This is a genomic window from Bradyrhizobium sp. Pha-3 (genome assembly GCF_042258615.1).
In the GTDB taxonomy this organism is placed as follows: domain Bacteria; phylum Pseudomonadota; class Alphaproteobacteria; order Rhizobiales; family Xanthobacteraceae; genus Bradyrhizobium.
Genome location: NZ_CP170152.1, coordinates 8,066,546 through 8,088,386, shown reverse-complemented (window position 1 = coordinate 8,088,386; position 21,841 = coordinate 8,066,546). Strand labels below are relative to the sequence as shown.

Below are 21,841 nucleotides of genomic sequence, written 5' to 3'. Positions count from 1 at the left end.
ATGGCAAAGACGCATATCACGATGCACGTGAATGGCGCCGAGGTCGAAGGCCTCGTCGAGCCACGCACGCTGCTGGTGCACTTCATCCGCGAGAACCTGCAGATGACCGGCACCCATATCGGCTGCGAGACCACGCATTGCGGCGCCTGCACCGTCGATATCGACGGCATGTCGGTGAAATCCTGCACCATGTTCGCGGTGCAGGCCAACGGCTCCGACATCACCACGATCGAGGGCATGGCCAATCCCGACGGCTCGCTGTCGGCGCTGCAGGAAGGCTTCCGCATGATGCACGGTCTGCAATGCGGCTTCTGCACACCCGGAATGATCATGCGCGCGCAACGGCTGCTGAAGGAAAATCCGTCGCCGACCGAGCAGGAGATCCGGATGGGCATCTCCGGCAATATCTGCCGCTGCACGGGCTACCAGAACATCGTCAAAGCCATTCAATACGCTGCCGCCAAGATCAACGGCGTGGAATTCCGGGAGGCCGCAGAATGAACGATATGACTCCCACGCGGGAACAACGCACGGCCGCGCTCGAAGGCATGGGCTGCAAGCGCAAGCGCGTCGAAGACGTCCGCTTCACGCAAGGCAAGGGCAACTACGTCGACGACGTGAAGCTACCGGGCATGCTGCATGGCGACTTCGTGCGCTCGCCGCATCCGCATGCGCGCGTCAAGTCGATCGATGATTCCGAGGCATTGAAGGTGCCGGGCGTGCTCGCGGTCATCACCGCCGAGACACTGAAGACCGTCAACCTCGCCTGGATGCCGACCTTGGCGGGCGACGTGCAGATGGTGCTGGCTGACGGCAAGGTGCTGTTCCAGAACCAGGAGGTGGCGTTCGTCGTCGCGACGGACCGCTATGCCGCCGATGACGGCATCAACAAGGTCAAGGTCGAGTACGAACCGCTGCCCCCGCTGGTCGACCCGTTCAAGTCGATGGACCAGGATGCGCCGGTGCTGCGTGAAGATCTCGCCGGCAAGACCAGCGGTGCCCATGGCCCGCGCAAGCACCACAATCATATTTTCGAGTGGACCGTCGGCGACAAGGAATTGACGGATGCCGCCTTCAAGAAGGCCGAGGTGACGATCAAGGAGATGATCTCCTATCATCGCACCCATCCGTCGCCGCTCGAGACCTGCCAGTGCGTCTGCTCCTTCGACAAGGTCAAGGGCGAACTGACGATCTGGGGCACCTTCCAGGCGCCGCATGTGATCCGCACCGTCGTGGCGCTGATCGCCAAGCTGCCGGAGCAGAAGATCCACGTGATCGCGCCTGACATCGGCGGCGGTTTCGGCAACAAGGTGGGCGCTTATCCCGGTTACATCTGCGCCGCCGTTGCGTCCATCGTCACCGGCAAGCCGGTGAAATGGGTCGAGGATCGCATCGAGAACCTGACCGCGACCTCATTCGCCCGCGACTACCACATGACGACCGAGATTGCCGCGACCAGGGAGGGCAAGGTCACCGGCCTGCGCGTCCACGTGCTGGCCGATCACGGTGCCTTCGATGCCTGCGCCGACCCGTCGAAATGGCCGGCCGGCTTCTTCAATATCGTCACCGGATCATACGACTTCCCGACCGCGCATCTTGCGGTCGACGGCGTCTACACCAACAAGGCGCCGGGCGGCGTTGCCTATCGCTGCTCGTTCCGCGTCACGGAGGCCGCTTATTGCATCGAGCGTGCGATGGATATTCTGGCACAGAAGCTTGGAATGGATCCGGCCGAACTGCGCTTGAAGAACTTCATCAAGCCGGAGCAGTTTCCGTACCACTCCGCGCTCGGTTGGGAATACGATTCCGGCGACTACGGCACCGCCATGCGAAAGGCGATGGAGACAGTGAAATACGCCGAGCTCCGCAAGGAGCAGGAGCAGATGCGTGCCGCCTTCAAGCGGGGCGAGACCCGCGAGATCATGGGCATCGGCGTGTCGTTCTTCACCGAGATCGTTGGCGCCGGCCCATCGAAGAATTGCGACATCCTGGGTATTGCGATGTTCGACTCCTGCGAAATCCGGATGCATCCGACCGGTGCGGGCATCGCGCGGATGGGTACCAAGAGCCAGGGCCAGGGCCACGAGACGACCTGGGCACAGATCATCGCTACCGAGATCGGTATTCCCGCCGACAACATCATGGTCGAGGAAGGCAACACGGATACGGCGCCTTATGGCCTCGGAACCTACGGCTCGCGTTCGACGCCGGTCGCAGGCGCCGCGATCGCGATGGCCGCGCGAAAGATCAGGGCCAAGGCGCAGATGATCGCGGCCTACAAGCTCGAGGTTCACGAGGACGATCTCGAATGGGACATCGACGGCTTCCGCATCAAGGGTCTGCCCGAGAAGTTCATGTCGATGAAGGATATCTGCTGGGCGGCGTACAATTCGGTGCCGCCCGGAATGGAGCCGGGATTGGAAGCGGTCAGCTACTATGATCCGCCGAACATGACCTATCCGTTCGGCGCCTACATCTGCGTGATGAACATCGATGTCGATACAGGTGTCTATAAGGTCAGGCGCTTCTATGCGCTCGATGATTGCGGCACACGGATCAACCCGATGATCATCGAGGGCCAGGTGCATGGCGGCCTCACCGAGGCGTTCGCCATCGCGATGGGCCAGGAAATTCGCTACGACGCCGAAGGCAATGTCGTCACCGGCTCGTTCATGGATTTCTTCATGCCGACCGCGGTCGAGACTCCGCATTGGGAAACGGATTTCACGGTCACCCCGTCGCCGCATCATCCGATCGGTGCCAAGGGTGTCGGTGAGAGCCCGAATGTCGGCGGCGTGCCGGCGTTTTCCAACGCGGTCAACGATGCGTTTTCGTTCCTCGGCTCGACCCACATCCAGATGCCGCATGATTTCTGGCGGAACTGGGCGGCGGCGAAGAGTCTCGGCGTGTTCGCTTCGGCATGAAGACCCGTGACGAGATAGCGCGCGCTCTTGGCGACGCCGGCTATGTCGCCGACGGCGAGCTCGCGGTTGCGATCGCGCTCATGCAACAGCTGCGGCGTCCGCTTCTCCTGGAGGGCGAGGCGGGCGTCGGCAAGACCGAGGTGGCCAAGGCTCTCGCCACCGTTCACGGCACGGAGTTGATTCGCCTGCAGTGTTACGAAGGGCTCGACCAGTCGGCGGCACTCTACGAGTGGAACTACCAGCGGCAGTTGCTGTCGATCCAGGCGCACCGCGGCGCCGGCGCGGATGCGGTCGAGGATCAGATCTTCTCCGAGAAATATCTCCTCGAGCGGCCGTTGCTTGCAGCGATCCGCCGCGAAAGGTCGCCGGTGTTGCTGATCGACGAGATCGATCGCGCGGACGACGAGTTCGAGGCGTTTCTGCTGGAGTTGTTGTCCGACTTCCAGGTGACGATTCCCGAGCTCGGCACGATCAAGGCGATCGCGATCCCTCACGTCGTGCTGACGTCTAACGGCACGCGCGAGCTCTCGGATGCACTGCGCCGCCGCTGTCTCTATCACTATGTCGACTATCCCGATGTCGACCGCGAGGCGCGCATCATCACAGCGCGCGTCGCGGGCATCAGTGCCTCGTTGGCGCTGCAGATCGCCCGCATGGTCGAGAGCGTCCGGAAGGAGGAACTGCGCAAGGTGCCCGGCGTCGCCGAGACGCTGGATTGGGCCGCTGCACTGATTGGGCTCGATGTGAAGGATTTGCACGATGCGCCCGAGACGGTGCACGAAACCCTGATGTGCCTGCTCAAGACGCAGGAAGACAAGGCGCGGGTCTCGCGCGAGGTCACGCAACGTTTGCTCGGGAGGGTCGCATGAGTTGCTGCGGCGCATCGCCCGACATCAATGACGTTCGCGAGGTGTCCCGTCTCGTCTCGCGCAAGCTCGCGGCCTTCCTGCGGACCCTGCGCGACAACGGCTTCGCCGTCGGGCTTGCCGAGGGGCAGGATGCCGCCGCCCTGATGGGGACGGGCTACGCGGCACTGCCGGGCCTGTTGCGCCCGGCGCTCAAGCATCTGTTTTCGACCCGCAAGGCCGATTGGGACAAGTTCGACGGAATTTTTGATGCGTTCTGGCTCGGCAAGCGGGTGCGATCACGCTCAATCACGACTGGCGCAGCCAAGCCTGCGAATAATCCCTCACTGAAGAGTTTGCTTAACCAGCCCACGCAGACGCGAACCAGCGCCGAGACGGCAATGGATCAAGTTCCATCGGTCGACGGAGCCGAAAATGAGCGCTCCGGTGAGGGGCGCATGGAAGGAGCTTCGGGCGCCGACAATCTCGCCAAAGTGGATTTTCGTGACCTGGCCGACCCGCAGCAGGTGGAGCTGGCTCATCTTGCCGCGGCGCGATTGGCGCGCGCCATGCAGATGCGGTTGACACGGCGGGAGCTGGCCCGCCGCTGCGGCCATCGTCTGGATTTGCGCCGTACGATTCATCGCAACATCAGCCACGGCGGTGTGCCGATCAGCCTGGTGAAGCGGCAGCGCAAGCCGAAGCCATTGCGCTTGGTGGTCCTGCTCGATGCGTCGGGCTCGATGAGCATGTATACGGGCGTCTTCCTGCGCTTCATTCACGGCGTGCTCGACGAGTTCCGCGAAGCCGAGGCGTTCCTGTTCCACACGCGGTTGGCTCACGTCTCGGACGCGATGAAAGAGCGCGATCCAGGCCGCGCGCTTGATCGGCTCTCGATCATGGCGCAAGGCGCGGGCGGCGGCACCAGGATCGGCGAGAGCCTGCAGACCTTCAATCGCTGGCACGCCGCGCGCGTGATCCATTCGCGCACTTGCGTGATGATCGTCTCCGACGGTTATGAGACCGGCGATGCTGCTCTGCTCGGTCGCGAGATGGCTGCCCTCGGCCGCCGCTGCCGCCGCATCGCCTGGCTCAACCCGATGATGGGATGGCAGGGCTACACACCGGAAGCCCGCGGCATCAAGGCGGCACTGCCGCATGTCGATCTCTATGCGCCGGCTAACACGCTAGCAAGCTTGATGGCGCTCGAGCCCTATCTGGCGAGGCTGTGATGGGTGTGCATGTCGAGATCATGGATCTGGTCACACAGATGAAGGCCGCTGAGCAGGCCTTCGTGCTGGCGACCGTCGTCCGCACGGTCTCCGTGACCGCCGCCAAGGCGGGGGCGAAGGCGATCATCCGTCCGGACGGCACGATCGTGGCGGGATGGATCGGCGGAGGTTGCGCCAGAGGGGCGGTCCTGAAGGCGGCGCGGGAGGCGCTGATCGACGGCGAGCCGCGCATGGTCTCGGTGCAGCCGGAGAATTTGCTTGCAGAGCTCGGCGTTGTCGCTGGCGAGAGCAGGGACGGTGTGCGCTTCGCCTCGAATATGTGTCCTAGCAAGGGGACGATGGATATCTTCGTGGAGCCGGTCTTGCCGCATCCCTCGCTGGTTATCCTTGGCGCAAGTCCCGTTGCGCTGTCGCTCGCAGCTCAAGCGCGCCAACTCGGCTATCACGTGACGCTCGCAGCGCCGGCATCCGATCTTGCCGCCGAACCCGATGCCGACGTGGTCGTCGATGGCTTGCGGCCGGGCGATCTCAACAAAGCCGCTCGCTTCGTCGTGGTGTCGACGCAAGGCAAGGGTGACGAGGCTGCGCTGAAGTCGGCGATCGAGATTGACGCTGCCTACCACGCCTTCGTCGGCAGCAAGCGCAAGATGGCCGCGCTACGCGACAAGCTGATTGCCGCCGGTCTCGAGGTTGCCAGGATTGATCGCGTGAAGGCGCCGGCCGGGCTCGATCTCGGCGCCATCACGCCGGAGGAGATCGCAATGTCGATCCTCGCCGAAATCACCATCACGCGTCGCCGCGGCCAGCGTGCCGCCGCCAATACAGGGAGGTAAGCCGCAAGATGCAGATGAACGACAGCCAGCGTATCCCGTCCTCAAAGGAGAAGGTGTGGGCCGCGCTCAACGATCCCGAGATTCTGAGACGGTGCATTCCCGGCTGTCAGTCGCTCGAAATGGCCTCTCCGACTGAGATGACCGCCACGATCGTCTTGAAGGTGGGACCGGTGAAGGCGACCTTCGGCGGTAAAGTGACGCTATCCGAGCTTGATCCTCCGAACAGCTACCGGATCTCCGGCGAGGGTTCCGGCGGCATCGCCGGCTTTGCCAAGGGCGGCGCCTTCGTCACACTGGCATCGGAAGGATCGGACGTGACCGTTCTGACCTATGCGGTTGAAGCGCAAATCGGCGGCAGGCTGGCGCAGCTCGGCGGCCGGTTGATTGATTCCACTGCGAGGAAGCTTGCCGGCGAGTTCTTCAAATCGTTCGGTGAGGTCGTAGCCCAAGCGGCGACAGCCGGCGTCTGAGCTGGCGGCCTTGGTCTGACCGCATCTTCGGCTAAGCTGCCCGGTGACAAAAACACCGGATGGGAGTGCTCGGATCATGACCAAGGAAGGCTCTTCCGACTGGCTCGGCCTGTCGGACCGCGTTGCCGTCGTCACCGGCGGAGGCGGCGGCATCGGCCGCGCCACCGCCGTCAGCTTCGCGCGCGCCGGCGCCAAGGTCGCCGCGCTCGACCGCGACGAGCGCGGGCTGGCGGAGACCAAGGAAAAGCTTCGCGAGTTCGGCGACGGCCATCTCGTCGCAAGCTGCGACACGACCAGCGAGGACGACGTCGCGGCGGCGGCCGACGCCGTCGCGCGCACGCTTGGTCCTTGCGACATCCTCGTCAACACCGCGGCGGTGCTGCGCCCCGGCGGGCTCGACACGCTGCCGCTCGCCGAATGGAATGCGGTGCTGGCGATCAATCTCACCGGTTATTTCATCTGCGCGCAGGCGTTCGGCCGCCAGATGCGCAAGGCCGGGCGCGGCAGCCTCATCCATATTGCCTCGATCGCCGCCAGCAACGCGCAGGGGCAGAGCGGCGCCTACAGCGTCAGCAAGGCCGCCGTCGTGATGCTCTCGCAGCAACTCGCCGCCGAATGGGGGCCGCACGGCATCCGCAGCAATGTGGTCAGTCCCGGCCTCGTCGTCACGCCGATGAGCCAGGCGTTCTACGATACGCCGGGGGTTACCGAGCGGCGCACCGCCGTGGTGCCGATGCGCCGGATCGGTGCGCCGCAGGACATGGCGGACGCGACCCTGTTCCTGGCAAGCGACCGCTCGTCATACGTCAATGGTGAGGAGATCATCGTCGACGGCGGCTATGCGCGGACGCTGATGAGCCACGTGCCGCGGCCGGGGTTTTGAGGAAGCGGCATCCGCAAACTCAGTGTCGTCCCGGCCTTGAGCCGGGACCCATATGTGGACGGCCCCCGTGGCACAAGAGCTTTCTGAGTAGATCGGATCGCTGCATCCATATGTCCGGCCTGTTGATGCGACACGCAATGGTCGCTGGCCAAGATGGGTTGCGCGACGCGAGCTCCAAACAACCCCGCGACCTGTTGGCGGCCAATGGGTCCCACGGACTGTCTCGCATCGTTGATCGACCGATTGCTCCATCTGCTCTTGCAGCTTCCGGGTCGGCTGGTGGGCGAACCCGCCGGCCGGCCAATCTGTTAGGCGGCGGCCGCCATGGCATTGAGCCGCGCGGCATCGTAACTCTCGCCCGTCGCCATCAGCTTCCAGGCGATGCGGGCAACCTTGTTGGCGAGCGCCACGGCGGCCAGCTTCGGCGGCTTGCGCTTGAGCAGCGCCAGCAGCCAGCGCGACGGATGGCCTCGGCCCCGCCGAACCTGCTGGATGACCGCAGTCGCCCCAACCACGAACAAGCGGCGCAGGTCTTCGTCACCGGCCCGCGTGATCTTGCCGAGCCTGGTCTTGCCGCCGGTGGAATGATCCTTCGGTGTGAGGCCGAGCCAGGCCGCAAAATGCCGGCCGGAGCGGAACGCATGCGGATCGGGCGTCTTCATCACCAGCCGTGTTGCGGTGATCGGGCCGACGGATGGGATCTGCGCCAGACGCCGGCTCAGCGCATCGGCGCGGTGCCAGGCCATCAGCCTAACCTCGAGTTGCTTGAGCTCGGCTTGCAGAGCAGCGTATTGGCGTCCCTGCACCGCAAACACCTCGCGCGCCATGGTGGGCAAGCTCTCGTCCTGCGCGATCCGCGCCAGCAGCGGCTCGATCTTGTCGAGCCCCTTGGGCGCGATCAGGCCGAGCTCCGCCGCATAGCCGCGGATCGCGTTGCTCAGCTGGGTGCGCCGGGCGATCAATCCATCGCGCAGCCCCGCCAGCATCAGCGCGGCCTGTTGCTCGGCCGTCTTGACCGGCACAAAGCGCATGTTCGGCCGGTCCATCGCTTCACATAGCCCTTCTGCATCGCGCCCGTCATTCTTGTTCCGCATCACGTAAGGCTTCACCAATTGCGGGGCCATCAGCCTCACCTCGTGACCGAGCTTGCCAAGCTCCCGCGCCCAATACTGCGAAGCTCCGCAGGCCTCCATCCCGATCACGGTCGGCGGCAATTTGGCGAAGAACTCCAGCACTTGCTTGCGCGATAGCTTCTTGCGCAGCACCACCTGCTCCGCCGCATCAACCCCATGCAGCACAAAAATATGCTTCGACGTATCCATTCCAATGCGGATAATCTCTCCCACGGACGGCTCCTTTGTCTGAGATTTGCAACAACCTCATTCTGGCACACTGATGCCGTAGGGGGCCGTCCACACCATCAACCACAAATGCGAATTGATTTACAACGCTGGAGCCACAGCTTTCGCAACGACCAAGGACTGTGGTTATGGGTCCCTGCTTTCGCAGGGACGAGAGTGGACCTTAGTCGAACAGGCTGGAGACCGACTCTTCCGCCGCAGTGCGGCCGATCGCTTCGGCAATCAGGCCGGCGATCGAGATCTGGCGGATGTTCGGCGCCTTGTTGACGGCTTCCGTCGGCAGGATCGAGTCGGTGATGACCAGTTCCTTGAGCCGCGACGAGGCAATTCGCGCGGCAGCGCCGCCGGACAGCACGCCGTGGGTGATGTAGGCCGAAACCTCCTTGGCGCCGTGCGCGATCAGCGCCTCGGCCGCGTTCACCAGCGTGCCGCCGGAGTCCACGATGTCGTCGACCAGGATGCAGTTGTAGCCGGCGACGTCGCCGATCACGTTCATCACCTCGGACTCACCGGGGCGCTCGCGGCGCTTGTCGACGATCGCAAGCGGGGTGTTGATGCGCTTGGCGAGGCCGCGGGCACGCGCCACGCCGCCGACGTCGGGCGACACCACCATCACCTTGGCGAGGTCGAACTTCTCCCGGATGTCGCGCACCATCAGGGGCGCAGCGAACAAATTGTCGGTCGGGATGTCGAAGAAGCCCTGGATCTGGCCGGCGTGCAGGTCGAGCGTCATGACGCGGTCGACGCCGGAATGCGAGATCAGGTTGGCGACGAGCTTGGCCGAGATCGGCGTACGCGAGCCGGACCTGCGATCCTGCCTGGCGTAGCCGAAATAGGGCACCACCGCGGTGATGCGGCGCGCCGACGAACGGCGCAGCGCGTCGGTGATGATCAAAAGCTCCATCAGATTGTCGTTGGCCGGATACGACGTCGACTGAATGATGAACATGTCCGAACCGCGGACGTTCTCCTGGATCTCGACGAAGATCTCCATGTCGGCGAAGCGCCGGACCACGGCCTTGGTCAGTTCGATGCCAAGTCCCTTGGCGATGTCCTGCGCCAGCGCAGGATTGGAGTTGCCGGCGACGAGCTTGATTGATCCGTTCTTTGCCGACATCGATGCTTCCCCCCGCGCCTTGCTGGATACGACGTTCAGCATCTCAAGTCCTTACAGAACCGGCGGGTTTTCGGTGCGCGAGGGAATATCAGGGAGGCGCCGCCGATGGCAACCCATTAGGCGCTTCGACCCACGTTTTCCTGGGCAAAAAACGCCTTCCCCCGGGAGATTCCGGGGGTTAGTCGGCGGAATAGCTGAGTGCCACGGTTTCGGGCGCGGCGGAGGCCGGGGCGCTCACCATCGCTGGCCCACGGAGCTCCGGTGCCGGGGCGGGCGCCGGGCCGCCATTGATCATGCTGGAGAGGCCGCTGAGGCCGGCCTGGGCGATCTTGCGCAGCACCAGATCGTCGGCGGCGGCCCAGGCGTCGCGGCCGGCCTTGCCGGCGGGCTCTTCGCCGGACAGCCGGAGCGCCCGTTGCTGGCTGCTGTCGTAGACGTCCCACACCCACGCGATCATGGTGCGGCCGCGCACCACCTGCGCCGACAGGTAGCTGCGCACGCGATAGGCCGCGGTGCCCTGGCGCGACACGATCGACAGGCTGCGCAGCTTGGATTCGCTGTCGAGCACACCGACCATGCGGTCGAACACCTGGGGCGGCGGACCGTCGATGGATTCGAACGCGACGGTTGCGCCGCCGCTCGCAGGCGTCGCCATTGCGTAGGAGTCGGCCACGTTGCCGCCGGCCGCGCATCCGCCAAGTGCGGACGCAATCGCCAGCCATGTGGCTGCGATCGCGGCACGCACGACTGTCCCAGTTTGAAACTGGTGGTTTGACGCTTCCCTCATTGCGTCCTGCGATATCGTTAAAACGGCTTAACGTCTAGGGCAGGACGGCCACAGCGCTTAACAGTCGACCGGTCAAGCGCCGCGCAGGGACAGGATCGAATTCCTCGTCAGTCAGCGAGATGATGCCGCATGGCGTCGACGATCCAGGCCCATTCCCGGTTCGGGCTGCTGTCGGGCCGCTGCCCCCGCATGATAGCGACCAACTCCCAATAGCGTGCGGCGCGGTCGTCATGCTGGGCGTATTTGGCGCGAAGCCAGTTGCGGAAATCCAGGTCGGGCTGCCGGCCCATCAATCGGGCCGAGGCTTCCAGCCATTGTCGCGCGATCGCGTTGCCGGTGTCAGACGTTGGTTCGAGCCCGTCGTCGATCGCCTGCTTTGCCTCGCGCACAATGGCGTCGCTTGCAGCCTGGCAGGCCTTCATATCGAAGGCGTCGCGGTCCCAGGCGTCGCTGGCGTTCGCTCGCATTTTGGCGATGAAGGAGGGATCGTTGAGGATCGACGACAGCTCGATCCAGGCATCGCATTGCTCGGGTGTCGGCTCGTCGGGCAATTCGGGCACCGTCGTCTCGATCATCTGCCGGACCCATTTCCGGTCGATGTTGATGCCGTCGGACACCTTCTCGAAAAAACGTTCGACGACGTTGCGGCGCTCAGTGCGGGATAGCTGCGTCATGGTCAGGAATCTCCTCAGATCTGCTTCGGTGAGCTGCGGTGAACGCAACGCAGCCCGCAGGGCCGAGGCGACGCGGCGCTGGGCCGCGATCTCCGCTTCCAGCGTCTCGAGACGGAGCTTCAGCGCCTCGACCAGCGAGAGTTCCTTGCTCAGGACCTCACGGATGGCGTCGAGACCTAGCCCCGCATCGCGCAGGCAACGGATCAGGTCGAGGCGAACCAGTTCATCGTCGGTGAAGACGCGATAGCCGCTCGCGGTGCGGCCGGCCGGCGGCAGCAACCCCTGGTCCGCATAGAAGCGGAGCCTGCGGACGGACATTCCGCTGAGCCGCGCCGCCTCGCCGATGCTGTAGGTGCGTTGTGTCATGCGCCGCTTGTCCGGTCTCCAGCAGGTGGAGAGTCAAGACGCTTGTCGCATAAAAATGAAGATGACGCCCGGCGTCAGCCTTCCAGCGCGATGGCGTGAACGAGCCGGCCGTAATCGGCTTCCTTGCGGTGCACCGAGCGGCGGTAGCTGAAGCAGCGCTCGTCGGAATAGGTGTCGATGCAGAGATCGTCGATCATCAGCACGCCGGCATTTTCCAACCGCATCCGGATGAAGCCGGCGAGATCGAACATCGCGTGGCCGTCGCGTTCGGCGGGCATGAAGAACATGCCGTTCTCCGCATCGGCCTCGATGAAGCGTTCGACGAATTCACGTCCGACCTCGTAGGATTCCTTGCGGATCAGCGGGCCGATGGCAGCGACGATGCCGCCGCGCTCGGCGCCGAGTTTCTCCATCGCATCGATAGTGGATTCCAGCACGCCGGTCAGCGCGCCCTTCCAGCCGGCATGCGCCGCGCCGATCACCCGTGCACTGGGGTCGACGAACAGGATCGGGCCGCAGTCGGCCGTCGTGACCGAGATCGCAAGCCCTTCGGTGCGTGTGACCAGCGCGTCCGCCTTCGGGCGCGCGGCGCCATTCCATGGGCCGGTTACGGCTACGACGTCGGGCGAATGCACCTGATGCACGCTGATCAGGTGATCGGACGGCACGCCGAGCTGCTCCGCCATCCTGCGCCGGTTCTCCGCGACCTTGGCCGGATCGTCGCGCGAGCCGAGCCCGCCGTTGAGGCCGGCATAGATACCCTCGGAGACACCGCCCTCGCGCGAGAAGAAGGCGTGGCGCAGGCCCGGAATGGCCGACAGCAGCGGTGATCCCAATGTCATTGTTCGGTCTCGTCAGGCTGATCGCTGAGGCCAGCGATCGAGGTGAGGCGCGGGTCGGAGATGGCCATGACCTTGAACATCGAGCCCATCCCGCCGCGTCCGGAATCGGTCAGGCGCTTCAGCGCGCCGGCAATGTCGGCGGAGACCTCGGGTGGGGCTTTCGCCATCAGTCCGGCGGCACGGGCCTCGACGCCGAGGCGCTTGAGGAAGTCGCCCTGCGTCGCCGGCCCGTGGACGCGCGCGCCGACGTCCTCGGCCGCCCGCGCCAGGGCCTGGAAATCGACATGCGCCGTGATGTCGGCCTGTCCCGGATTCTTCAGCGGGTCGGCGAAGCTGTGGCGCGCGATCGCCTGCAAGGTGTCGCCGGCGTCGCTGCGCAGATGGCCGTAGTCGATGATCAGCGCGGCGCCGTCCTGGTCGCGCAGGCGCGTTGCGAGCTTCATGATCTCGCTGTCGGGCCGCCATTCGAACACCGCGCCGAGCGGGGCGGCGCGCACCAGCGGCGGCAGCAGCACCTCGAAATGCGGTGTCGGCTCGGCGGCGGGCGCGAAATACAGATTGCCGTTGGCATCCATCCCGACCGTGCGCTCGTGCCAGCCGGTCTCGCGGCGCACCATCTGGTGGATCGGCAGCACGTCGAAATATTCGTTGGCGAGGATCACCGCCGGTCCCTCCGGCACGTCGTCGATGCTGTCGTGCCAAGTGATGTTGCGCACGCCGGTCAGCGTGGCGTGCTGCTTCTCGCGCAGCACCGGATTGACCTCGACGAGGTGGATGCTGAGCGACTGGTACAGCGGCGGCAGCACGCGCAGCGCACGCAGCGCATCCGACATCATGGTGCCGCGGCCGGGCCCGAGCTCGATCAGGCGAAGCGTGTCCGGCGACCCGATCGCGCGCCAGATCGAGGCGCTCCACAGCCCGAGCAGTTCGCCGAACATCTGGCTCACCTCGGGCGCCGTGGTGAAGTCGCCCTCGCGGCCGAGCGGATCGCGCGACAAATAGTAGCCGTAGCGCGGATGCATCAGGCACAATTCCATGTAGCGCCAGACCGGCATCGGCCCGGACAGCTTGATCAGCTTCCTGATCTCATCCAGCAGTGGGGAGGGTTCGCTCACGGCCTTCCTTGGATTGCACTTGCCTTACGTTGAACGCGGCGCCGGCCCGTTCGCCCTGCGGCGAATGGCGGCCGTGATGATGATAGCGCCCACAATGATCATTGGCACCGACAGCAGCATCCCCATGGTTAATCCGCCCCACAGGAATCCGAGCTGCGGATCGGGCTCCCTGAAATGCTCGCCGATGATCCGGGCAATGCCGTAGATCGTGATGAAGCTGCCGAGGATCAGGCCGGGCCGCTTGAGCGCGCCCATCCGGATCATGATCGCCAATGCCGTGAACAGCACGATGCCCTCGAGCCCGGCCTCGTAGAGCTGGCTCGGATGGCGCGGCAGCGGTCCGCCATTGGGGAAGATCATGGCCCAGGGCAGGCCCGGATCGGCGTGGCGGCCCCACAATTCACTGTTGATGAAATTGGCGAGCCGGCCGAGGAACAGCCCGATCGGCGCCACCGCAGTGGTGATGTCGCCGAGCGACAGGATCGGAATGTTGTTGCGGCGGGCAAACAGCATCACCGCGGCGACGCAGCCGAGGAAGCCGCCGTGGAACGACATGCCGCCCTTCCACAGTTCCAGGATCTCGGACGGATGCGCGATGAAGAAGGGCAGGTTGTAGAACAGCACATAGCCGGTGCGGCCGCCGACGATGATGCCGATGGTGACCCAGAGGATGAAATCGTCGAGCTGCGGCAGCGTGATCGGCGCCGGGCCGCCCCACAGCCGCTCCTTCTTGATCAGCGAGCGGGCGTAGATCCAGCCCAGCACGATGCCGACGATATAGGCCAGCGCATACCAGCGGATCACGATCGGCCCGAGCGCAAGCGCGACGGGGTTGAACACCGGAAAGTCGATCAGCAGAAACGGCATCGGGATCAGAGCGCTTTCGTGTAGACGGCGTAGGGCACGCCATGAATGGGCGGAGCGTCATGCACCTTGCTGAAGCCCATCCTGAGATACATCGGCAAGGCGACCGTCATGATGGGGCTCGTGTGAAGCGCAATGGTCCCGCACCGGTCGCGCCGCGCCCTGGCGAGGCATTCCGACGTCAACGCATGCCCGAGTCCCTTGCCTCTGTCGACGGGGTCGACCACCAGCATGCGAATGACCGGCCATGCCTGATCGAAGAATGCGGCCTTTTTGACGCCGGGCCCAAAATAGCCGACCGCGCCGGCCAGCCGGTTACCGAGCTCGGCGACGATGATCTCGCCGCCGGAGCTCAATTCGGAGGTTCTTGAAAGTCCGGCGTGCATCGCCGGCCAGTCGTCGAAGGCGTCGCGGAATTGCTCGAAAGCGGTCACCGCAAGCCGGTTCACCTCATAGGCGTCGGAACTTCGGTAGTCTCGAATGCGCGCGGCTTCCGCCATCCCCGTGCTTCGGGCCTCAGACCAGGTTGCGGCGATACAGCGCGAGCAGCCGCTCCCAATGGCGTTCGGCGGCGTCGCGGTCGTAGACGGGGCGCTTGGGAAAGGCGAACCCATGATGGGTGCCGGGATAGATCTCGACCTCGTTGTTCGAACCCTTCATGCCCGCCTTCACCTGCTCGATGATCTCCGCCGGCGCGTAGATGTCGGTCTCGGCGCAGGCGAAATAGAGCTCGGCCTTGGTCTTCTGCGCGGCGAGATGCGGGCTGTCGGGCTGGTCGGTCGCCAGATGCGTGCCGTAAACCGAGGCGGCGGCCTTGACGCGATCGCCAAAATGCGTCGCCGCGTTCACCGCATAGCGGCCGCTCATGCAATATCCGACGGTGCCGATGATTTTGGTGTTGGCGGCCTTCTGGGTCTCGGCGTAGGCGAGCAGGCCCTTGGTGTCTTCCATGACCAGCGGGATGTTGAGCGAATGCATCAGCTCGAACATCCGCTTGCGCTCGGGCGATTCCGGATCGGGATTGATCGGGCCGAGCTCCATCACGCCGGCGCGGTAATACATATTGGGCAGCATCACATAATAGCCCGAGGTGCCGAGCCGGCGCGCCATGTCGCGCAGCTCCTCGCGGATGGCAGGCGCATCCATATAGAAGATGACGATAGGGAAGGGGCCGCCGCGCTCGGGATGGGTGATGAAGGTAGTGGTCTTGCCGTCCTTGGTCGGGATCTCGACGGTCTGCTCGATCATGGCGTTTCTGCTCGCGTTATGTGTGCGATTTCTGTTGTGAGTTCATACGATTGCAAGGAAACCGGAGCATGACAAGGCAAGTGCCCGTAAGGTCAGCCATTCGCGGCGGACTTGAACCGGATGGCGGACGTCGCCATTGTCTTCTGGCTAGCCAGTGAACGCGGAGAGTTTTGCGAGATGACCCAGACCAGCAACCGGTTTTTCGATGAGATCGGCCGTCTGATGAACGATGCCGCGGGCGCAGCCCAGGGCGTCAAGCGTGAGGTCGACACGGTCATGCGCAACCAGGCTGAACGGATCCTGCGCGACCTCGATGTGGTCAAGCGCGAGGAATTTGACGCGGTCAAGGACATGGCCCGCCTGGCGCGCGAGGAGAACGAGGCGCTGAAGGCGAGGATCGCCGCGCTGGAAGCCAAGCTCGGGGTCGCGCCGGGGACGACGGGCTAAGAGATAGACTCCCGTAGCCCGGATGGAGCGCAAGCGAAATCCGGAGGCAACGGGTGGTCATGGTCCCCGGATTGCGCTTCGCTCCATCCGGGCTACGCTCGGCTGGGGCCGAGCAAGAAAAATCCCTTCATTTCCTTGTCATTTCGGCCCTTTGGGGCTAAAAGCCCGCCACGTCCGCGGCCCCCGCACCCCTGGAGGCTTGCTGTGGACCTGAGCATGGGCCGCGCTGCGGCCTTTAACTTTTTAAATACAAGGACTTAACGCTATGGCGACCGTCAAGGAATTGAAGGCGACCGCGCGTCCGAAGAGCGGCAAGGGGGCCGCCCGGGCAGAGCGTCGCGCCGGGAGAGTTCCCGGAGTGATCTACGGAGACAACCAGCCCCCCGTCACCATCTCGGTCGACGATCGTGAACTGCGCCAGCGCATCCTGGCGGGCCGGTTCCTGACCACGATCTATGACATCGACCTCGAGGGCAAGAAGCACCGCGTGATTCCGCGCGACTTCCACCTCGACCCGGTGAAGGACTTCCCGCTCCATGTTGACTTCATGCGGCTCGGCGAAGGCGCGACCATCCGCGTCAGCGTGCCGCTGCACGTCGTGAACGCGGAAACCGCCCCCGGCATCAAGCGCGGCGGCACCGTGAACATCGTCACCCACGCGCTCGACCTCGAGTGCGCGGTCGACAACATTCCGCAATACATCGAAGTCGACGTCGGCAGCCTCGAGATCAGCTACTCGCTGCATCTCTCCGAGGTCACGCTGCCCAAGGGCGTGAAGTCGCTGACCCGCGAGGACGCGACGCTGGTCACCATCGTGCCGCCGTCCGGCTACGCCGAAGAGCAGAAGGCCGCAGCTGCGGCGGCTGCTGGTGGCGCTGCTCCGGCCGCGGGTGCTGCAGCTCCGGCCGCGGCGGCTCCGGCTGCGGGTGCTGCGGCTCCGGCCGCGGGTGCCAAGGCTCCCGCCGGCGGTGGCGACAAGAAGAAGTAATCGATCAGGTCGGCGCGCGATCGTCTGATGGCGCGCCGACGTGGGATGCCGCGCCATGCGCCTTTTTGTCGGTCTCGGTAATCCTGGCGCGAAATACGCCAGTAACCGGCACAATATCGGTTTTCTGGCGGTCGACGAGATTGCACGGCGTCATGGTTTCGCACCATGGCGCCGTCGCTTTCAGGGCGAGACGTCCGAAGGCGTGGTCGATCGTGAGAAGGTCGTGCTGTTGAAGCCGACCACCTACATGAACGAGTCCGGGCGCGCGGTGCAGGAAGCGGCGAACTTCTTCAAGCTCGCCCCCACCGACATCACCGTGTTCCAGGACGAGCTCGAACTGTCGCCCGCCAAGGTGCGGGTCAAGATCGGCGGCGGGATCGCCGGCCATAACGGGCTGCGCTCGATCTCCGCACATATCGGCAACGAATATCGGCGGGTGCGGCTCGGGATCGGTCATCCCGGCGTCAAGGAGCTCGTGCACAGCCACGTGCTGTCGGACTTCGCCAAGAGCGACCGGGCGTGGGTGGAGGCCTTGTGCCAGGCCGTCGCCGACAATGCCGGCCTGCTGGCTGCGGGGCACGACGCCTCGTTCGCCAACAAGGTGCATCTGACGATGCAGGCCAAGGGATTTTTCGACACCAAGGACGAGGGGCCGAAGTAGACCCTCGTCATCGCCGGGCTCGACCCGGCGATCCATTCTTTCAAGTGGGATGGATACGCGGGTCAAGCCCGCGTATGACGACCTCACTCAGTTCAGCCGCGCAGTGTGAGCGCGAGAGATCGGGACGAACATGGGATTCAAATGCGGGATCGTCGGGCTGCCTAACGTCGGCAAGTCGACGCTGTTCAATGCGCTGACCGAGACGGCGGCCGCCCAGGCGGCGAACTATCCGTTCTGTACCATCGAGCCGAATGTCGGCGAGGTGGCGGTGCCCGATCCGCGGCTGGAGAAGCTGTCGGCGGTCGCGAAGTCCGCGCAGATCATCCCGACCCGGCTGACCTTCGTCGATATCGCGGGCCTGGTGCGCGGCGCCTCGCAGGGCGAAGGCCTCGGCAACCAGTTCCTCGCCAACATCCGCGAGGTCGACGCGATCGCCCATGTGGTGCGCTGCTTCGAGGATTCCGACATCACCCATGTCGAAGGCAAGATCGCGCCGCTCGCCGACATCGAAACCATTGAGACCGAGCTGATGCTGTCCGACCTCGACAGCCTCGAGAAGCGCGTCGACAACCTCTCGAAGAAGGCCAAGGGCAACGACAAGGAAGCCAAGGAGCAGCTCGAACTCGTCAACCGCGCGCTGGTGCTGCTGCGGGACGGCAAGCCGGCGCGTGCGCTCGAGCGCAAGCCGGAGGAGGAGCGCGCGTTCCGCATGCTCGGGCTCCTCACCTCGAAGCCCGTGCTCTACGTCTGCAATGTCGAGGAAGGCTCGGCCAAGGACGGCAACAATTTCTCCAAGGCGGTGTTCGAGCAAGCCAAGAAGGAAGGCGCGGTCGCGGTGGTGATCTCGGCCAAGATCGAATCCGAGATCGCGACGCTGTCGCGCGCCGAGCGCGCCGAGTTCCTGGAGACGCTGGGCCTCGAAGAGGCCGGGCTCGACCGACTGATCCGCGCCGGCTACCAGCTGCTCGACCTCATCACCTATTTCACCGTCGGCCCGAAGGAAGCGCGCGCCTGGACCATCGACCGCGGCACCAAGGCGCCTGCCGCCGCCGGCGTGATCCATACCGATTTCGAAAAGGGCTTCATCCGCGCCGAGACCATCGCGTATGACGACTACATTGCCGGCAACGGCGAAGCCGGCGCCCGCGATGCCGGCAAGCTGCGGCTTGAAGGTAAGGACTACGTCGTCGCCGACGGCGACGTCATGCATTTCCGCTTCAATACCTGATCGCGGTCCAGCTTCGGTTCCTCCATTCGTCGTCCCGGGCAAGCGAAGCGCGACCCGGGACCCAACCACCAATCTTAGTGATTGATGGGGCTGGAGCCCCAGCGTCCTCTTATTGCCGGCTGCTGTGTTTATGGGTCCCTGCTTTCGCAGGGACGACACTGAATGTGTGGACGGGGTGCAGCCAAAGAGCGCTCACCTATCCGCGCGGCCGATCACATCCATCAGTTCGGCGATCTTGCGCCGCTGGTCGGCCTTGTCGCCGGACGAGATCGCATGCTCGACGCAATGGGCCACATGATCGCGTAGGACCTCTTCCTCGACGCGGCGGAGAGCCGCGCGCGCCGCAGCGATCTGCGTCACCACGTCGATGCAATAGCGGTCTTCCTCGACCATGGCGGCCAACCCGCGGATCTGACCCTCGATCCGTTTGAGCCGTTTTAAACAGGATGTCTTGACGTCGTCTCTCATAAGTCTCATATACCCCCCTAGGGTATACAAATCAAGAGGCCGGGATACCGGCCGGGAAGAGTTTCGTGGCACACGCAGAGCACGACCATTCGCACGCGGATCACCACCATCATGGCGCGGCCGCGCATTCCTGCTGCGGCGGCAAGCATGGTCGCGACACGACGCCGGCGGAAGCAGCGTTCGCGATCGATCCGGTCTGCGGCATGAAGGTCAATCCGGCGACCGCCAAGCACCGCTTCAGCCACAACGGGGAGGAGTATTTGTTCTGCAGCGGCCGCTGCCGCGAGCGTTTCGAGGCCGAGCCGGACAAGTACCTCAAGCCGCGCGAGGCGGAGCCGCCAATGCCGGCCGGCACGATCTACACCTGCCCGATGCATCCTGAGGTGCGCCAGGTCGGTCCCGGCAGCTGTCCGATCTGCGGCATGGCGCTGGAGCCGGAGCAGATCTCGCTCGATGATGGGCCGGATCCCGAATTGATCGACATGACCAGGCGATTCTGGATCGCGCTCGCGCTGACCTTGCCGGTGTTCGTGCTGGAGATGGGCAGCCATCTCGGGCTGATGCATCTGGTGCCGCCGACCTGGTCGAACTGGATCTCGTTCGTGCTGGCGACGCCCGTCGTGCTGTGGGCCGGCGCGCCGTTCTTCGTGCGCGGCTGGCAGTCGCTCGTCACGCGCAATCTCAACATGTTTACGCTGATCGCGATGGGCGTCGGCGTCGCCTATCTCTACAGCGTCGTCGCGACGTTGGCGCCGCAGCTGTTCCCGCCGGCCTTCCGCGACATGCATGGTTCGGTCGCGGTGTATTTCGAGGCGGCGGCCGTGATCACGGTACTGGTGCTGCTCGGCCAGGTGCTGGAGCTACGCGCCCGGGCGCAGACCTCGGGCGCGATCCGCGCGCTGCTTGGTCTCGCGCCGAAGACCGCGCGGCGCATCACCGATCACGGTGACGAGGACATCGACATCGACGCGATCAAGGTCGGCGACCGCTTGCGCGTGCGCCCCGGCGAGAAGGTGCCGGTCGATGGTGTCGTCATCGAGGGCAGCGCGGTCATCGATGAATCCATGGTGACGGGTGAATCGATGCCGGTCACGAAGGCCGAGGGTGAGCGGGTGATCGGCGGCACCGTCAACCGGAGCGGCGGCCTCGTGATGCGCGCCGAGAAGGTCGGCCGCGACACCATGCTGTCGCGCATCGTCGACATGGTGGCGAAGGCGCAGCGCTCGCGCGCGCCGATCCAGCGGCTCGCCGACCGCGTCGCCGGCTGGTTCGTGCCGGCAGTGATCGCCGCGGCCGCGCTCGCCTTCATCGCCTGGACGGTGTTCGGCCCCGAGCCGCGCCTGACCTTTGCGCTGGTCGCCGCGGTCACGGTGCTGATCATCGCCTGCCCGTGCGCGCTGGGGCTGGCCACGCCGATGTCGATCATGGTCGGTGTCGGCCGTGGCGCGCATTCCGGCATCCTGATCCGCGACGCGCAGGCGCTGGAGCGGATGGAAGCGATCGACACGCTTGTCATCGACAAGACCGGCACGCTCACCGAGGGCAAGCCGAAGGTCGTGCGCATCATCGCCGCCGAGGGGGTCGACGAGAGCGATCTGCTGCGCCTTGCCGCCAGTGTCGAGCAAGGCAGCGAGCATCCGCTGGCGCAGGCGATCATCGCGTCGGCGAGGGAGCGCAAGCTCGCATCTTCCGCCGTCAGCAACTTTGCTTCGCCCTCCGGCAAGGGCGCGACCGGTACGGTCGAAGGCAGGCAGATTGCGCTCGGCAATGCCGTGCTGATGGGCGAGTTGAAGATCGCCACGTCGGCGCTGGACCAGGCCGCCGAGGCCGCGCGGCGCGACGGCGCGACGGCGATCCATGTCGCGGTCGACGGCCGCATCGCCGGCGTGATTGCGATTGCCGATCCGGTCAAGCCGTCGGCGGCCAGCGCGCTGCAGGCGCTGCGCACTGAGGGCCTGCGCATCGTGATGCTGACCGGCGACAATGAGACCACCGCGCGTGCGGTGGCGAAGACGCTCGGCATCGACGAGGTCGAGGCCGGCGTGCTGCCGGAGCGCAAGAGCGAGGTCGTGCAGCGGCTGCGCGGCGAAGGCCGCATCGTCGCGATGGCAGGCGATGGCGTCAATGATGCGCCGGCGCTCGCCGCGGCCGATGTCGGCATTGCGATGGGCGGCGGCACCGATGTCGCGATCGAGAGCGCCGGCATCACACTGCTTACCGGTGACCTGATGGGCCTGGTCCGGGCGCGGCGACTGTCGGTCGCAACCATGCGCAATATTCGCCAGAACCTGGCGTTCGCGTTCGTCTACAACGCCGCCGGCGTGCCGATCGCGGCCGGCGTGCTGTATCCGCTGTTCGGCATCCTGCTGTCGCCGATGGTCGGCGCCGCCGCGATGGCGCTGTCTTCGGTCAGCGTGATCGGCAACGCGCTCAGGCTTTCGAGGGTGAAGCTGGATTGAGCCGACGAGATCGGTAGCCCGGATGAAGC

General features: G+C 65.0%; 22 protein-coding genes. 12 read left to right on the top strand and 10 right to left on the bottom strand.

Features of this window, described 5'->3' with window-relative positions; all coding sequences use genetic code 11:
* The 7 genes from ACE10Z_RS37795 to ACE10Z_RS37765 all read left to right on the top strand — a co-directional run bounded on the left by ACE10Z_RS37795 (window position 1) and on the right by ACE10Z_RS37765 (window position 7,187).
* The gene (locus ACE10Z_RS37795) at window positions 1-501 is read left to right on the top strand and encodes a (2Fe-2S)-binding protein (protein WP_375785234.1); all 501 of its coding nucleotides are present in this window, start codon (window positions 1-3) and stop codon (window positions 499-501) included.
* Window positions 498-2,924: an aerobic carbon-monoxide dehydrogenase large subunit gene (locus ACE10Z_RS37790; protein ID WP_375785233.1), complete on the top strand. Its 2,427-nt coding sequence runs from the start codon at window positions 498-500 to the stop codon at window positions 2,922-2,924. The genes ACE10Z_RS37795 and ACE10Z_RS37790 overlap by 4 nt, the downstream gene beginning before the upstream one ends.
* Window positions 2,921-3,793: an AAA family ATPase gene (locus ACE10Z_RS37785; RefSeq protein WP_375785232.1), complete on the top strand. Its 873-nt coding sequence runs from the start codon at window positions 2,921-2,923 to the stop codon at window positions 3,791-3,793. Before ACE10Z_RS37790 ends, ACE10Z_RS37785 begins: the two co-directional genes overlap by 4 nt.
* Window positions 3,790-5,001 (top strand): VWA domain-containing protein, encoded by a 1,212-nt coding sequence (locus tag ACE10Z_RS37780; protein WP_375785231.1) that lies wholly within the window; start codon window positions 3,790-3,792, stop codon window positions 4,999-5,001. Before ACE10Z_RS37785 ends, ACE10Z_RS37780 begins: the two co-directional genes overlap by 4 nt.
* Window positions 5,001-5,834 (top strand): XdhC family protein, encoded by an 834-nt coding sequence (locus ACE10Z_RS37775; protein ID WP_375785230.1) that lies wholly within the window; start codon window positions 5,001-5,003, stop codon window positions 5,832-5,834. The genes ACE10Z_RS37780 and ACE10Z_RS37775 overlap by 1 nt, the downstream gene beginning before the upstream one ends.
* 8 nt (window positions 5,835-5,842) lie before the next feature.
* Window positions 5,843-6,304: a carbon monoxide dehydrogenase subunit G gene (locus tag ACE10Z_RS37770; RefSeq protein ID WP_375785229.1), complete on the top strand. Its 462-nt coding sequence runs from the start codon at window positions 5,843-5,845 to the stop codon at window positions 6,302-6,304.
* Window positions 6,305-6,380: 76 nt separating this feature from the next.
* Window positions 6,381-7,187: an SDR family NAD(P)-dependent oxidoreductase gene (locus tag ACE10Z_RS37765; protein WP_375785228.1), complete on the top strand. Its 807-nt coding sequence runs from the start codon at window positions 6,381-6,383 to the stop codon at window positions 7,185-7,187.
* 308 nt (window positions 7,188-7,495) lie between these two features.
* Here the strand turns inward: ACE10Z_RS37765 and ACE10Z_RS37760 are convergent, their stop codons facing one another.
* From ACE10Z_RS37760 to ACE10Z_RS37720, 9 genes are all read right to left on the bottom strand, one after another.
* Window positions 7,496-8,533 carry an IS110 family transposase gene (locus ACE10Z_RS37760; RefSeq protein ID WP_375784156.1) on the bottom strand — a complete coding sequence of 346 codons (1,038 nt, stop codon included), beginning with the start codon at window positions 8,531-8,533 and terminating at the stop codon, window positions 7,496-7,498.
* A 178-nt stretch (window positions 8,534-8,711) separates the two neighbouring features.
* The gene (locus tag ACE10Z_RS37755) at window positions 8,712-9,665 is read right to left on the bottom strand and encodes a ribose-phosphate pyrophosphokinase (protein ID WP_171948021.1); all 954 of its coding nucleotides are present in this window, start codon (window positions 9,663-9,665) and stop codon (window positions 8,712-8,714) included.
* Between the two features lie 178 nt (window positions 9,666-9,843).
* A complete protein-coding gene (locus tag ACE10Z_RS37750; RefSeq protein ID WP_375785227.1) occupies window positions 9,844-10,452 on the bottom strand; it encodes a hypothetical protein in 609 nt (202 codons plus the stop codon).
* 107 nt (window positions 10,453-10,559) lie between these two features.
* Complete coding sequence (locus tag ACE10Z_RS37745) at window positions 10,560-11,492, bottom strand: MerR family transcriptional regulator (protein ID WP_375785226.1); 933 nt, start codon at window positions 11,490-11,492, stop codon at window positions 10,560-10,562.
* 74 nt (window positions 11,493-11,566) lie between these two features.
* Complete coding sequence (gene pgeF, locus ACE10Z_RS37740) at window positions 11,567-12,334, bottom strand: peptidoglycan editing factor PgeF (RefSeq protein WP_375785225.1); 768 nt, start codon at window positions 12,332-12,334, stop codon at window positions 11,567-11,569.
* Window positions 12,331-13,389, bottom strand: a complete 1,059-nt coding sequence (locus ACE10Z_RS37735) for a class I SAM-dependent methyltransferase (RefSeq protein WP_375790022.1) — start codon at window positions 13,387-13,389, stop codon at window positions 12,331-12,333. Before ACE10Z_RS37735 ends, pgeF begins: the two co-directional genes overlap by 4 nt.
* 84 nt (window positions 13,390-13,473) lie before the next feature.
* Entirely contained in the window at window positions 13,474-14,316 is an 843-nt protein-coding gene (lgt, locus tag ACE10Z_RS37730; protein ID WP_375785224.1) for a prolipoprotein diacylglyceryl transferase, read from the bottom strand.
* Between the two features lie 5 nt (window positions 14,317-14,321).
* Window positions 14,322-14,813, bottom strand: coding sequence for a GNAT family N-acetyltransferase (locus tag ACE10Z_RS37725; protein WP_375785223.1), 492 nt, complete (start codon window positions 14,811-14,813; stop codon window positions 14,322-14,324).
* Window positions 14,814-14,829: 16 nt separating this feature from the next.
* Entirely contained in the window at window positions 14,830-15,561 is a 732-nt protein-coding gene (locus tag ACE10Z_RS37720) for a dienelactone hydrolase family protein (RefSeq protein ID WP_375785222.1), read from the bottom strand.
* A gap of 177 nt (window positions 15,562-15,738) precedes the next feature.
* Here ACE10Z_RS37720 and ACE10Z_RS37715 point away from each other — a divergent pair, with 177 nt between their 5' ends.
* From ACE10Z_RS37715 to ychF, 4 genes are all read left to right on the top strand, one after another.
* Complete coding sequence (locus ACE10Z_RS37715; protein WP_375790021.1) at window positions 15,739-16,008, top strand: accessory factor UbiK family protein; 270 nt, start codon at window positions 15,739-15,741, stop codon at window positions 16,006-16,008.
* A gap of 265 nt (window positions 16,009-16,273) precedes the next feature.
* Window positions 16,274-16,996, top strand: coding sequence for a 50S ribosomal protein L25/general stress protein Ctc (locus ACE10Z_RS37710; RefSeq protein ID WP_375785221.1), 723 nt, complete (start codon window positions 16,274-16,276; stop codon window positions 16,994-16,996).
* Between the two features lie 55 nt (window positions 16,997-17,051).
* Window positions 17,052-17,657 carry an aminoacyl-tRNA hydrolase gene (gene pth, locus ACE10Z_RS37705; RefSeq protein WP_375785220.1) on the top strand — a complete coding sequence of 202 codons (606 nt, stop codon included), beginning with the start codon at window positions 17,052-17,054 and terminating at the stop codon, window positions 17,655-17,657.
* 130 nt (window positions 17,658-17,787) lie between these two features.
* A complete protein-coding gene (gene ychF, locus ACE10Z_RS37700; RefSeq protein ID WP_375785219.1) occupies window positions 17,788-18,885 on the top strand; it encodes a redox-regulated ATPase YchF in 1,098 nt (365 codons plus the stop codon).
* Between the two features lie 192 nt (window positions 18,886-19,077).
* Here the strand turns inward: ychF and ACE10Z_RS37695 are convergent, their stop codons facing one another.
* A complete protein-coding gene (locus ACE10Z_RS37695) occupies window positions 19,078-19,353 on the bottom strand; it encodes a metal-sensitive transcriptional regulator (protein WP_097671571.1) in 276 nt (91 codons plus the stop codon).
* Between the two features lie 65 nt (window positions 19,354-19,418).
* Here ACE10Z_RS37695 and ACE10Z_RS37690 point away from each other — a divergent pair, with 65 nt between their 5' ends.
* Complete coding sequence (locus ACE10Z_RS37690; protein ID WP_375785218.1) at window positions 19,419-21,812, top strand: heavy metal translocating P-type ATPase; 2,394 nt, start codon at window positions 19,419-19,421, stop codon at window positions 21,810-21,812.
* Window positions 21,813-21,841 lie beyond the last annotated feature (29 nt).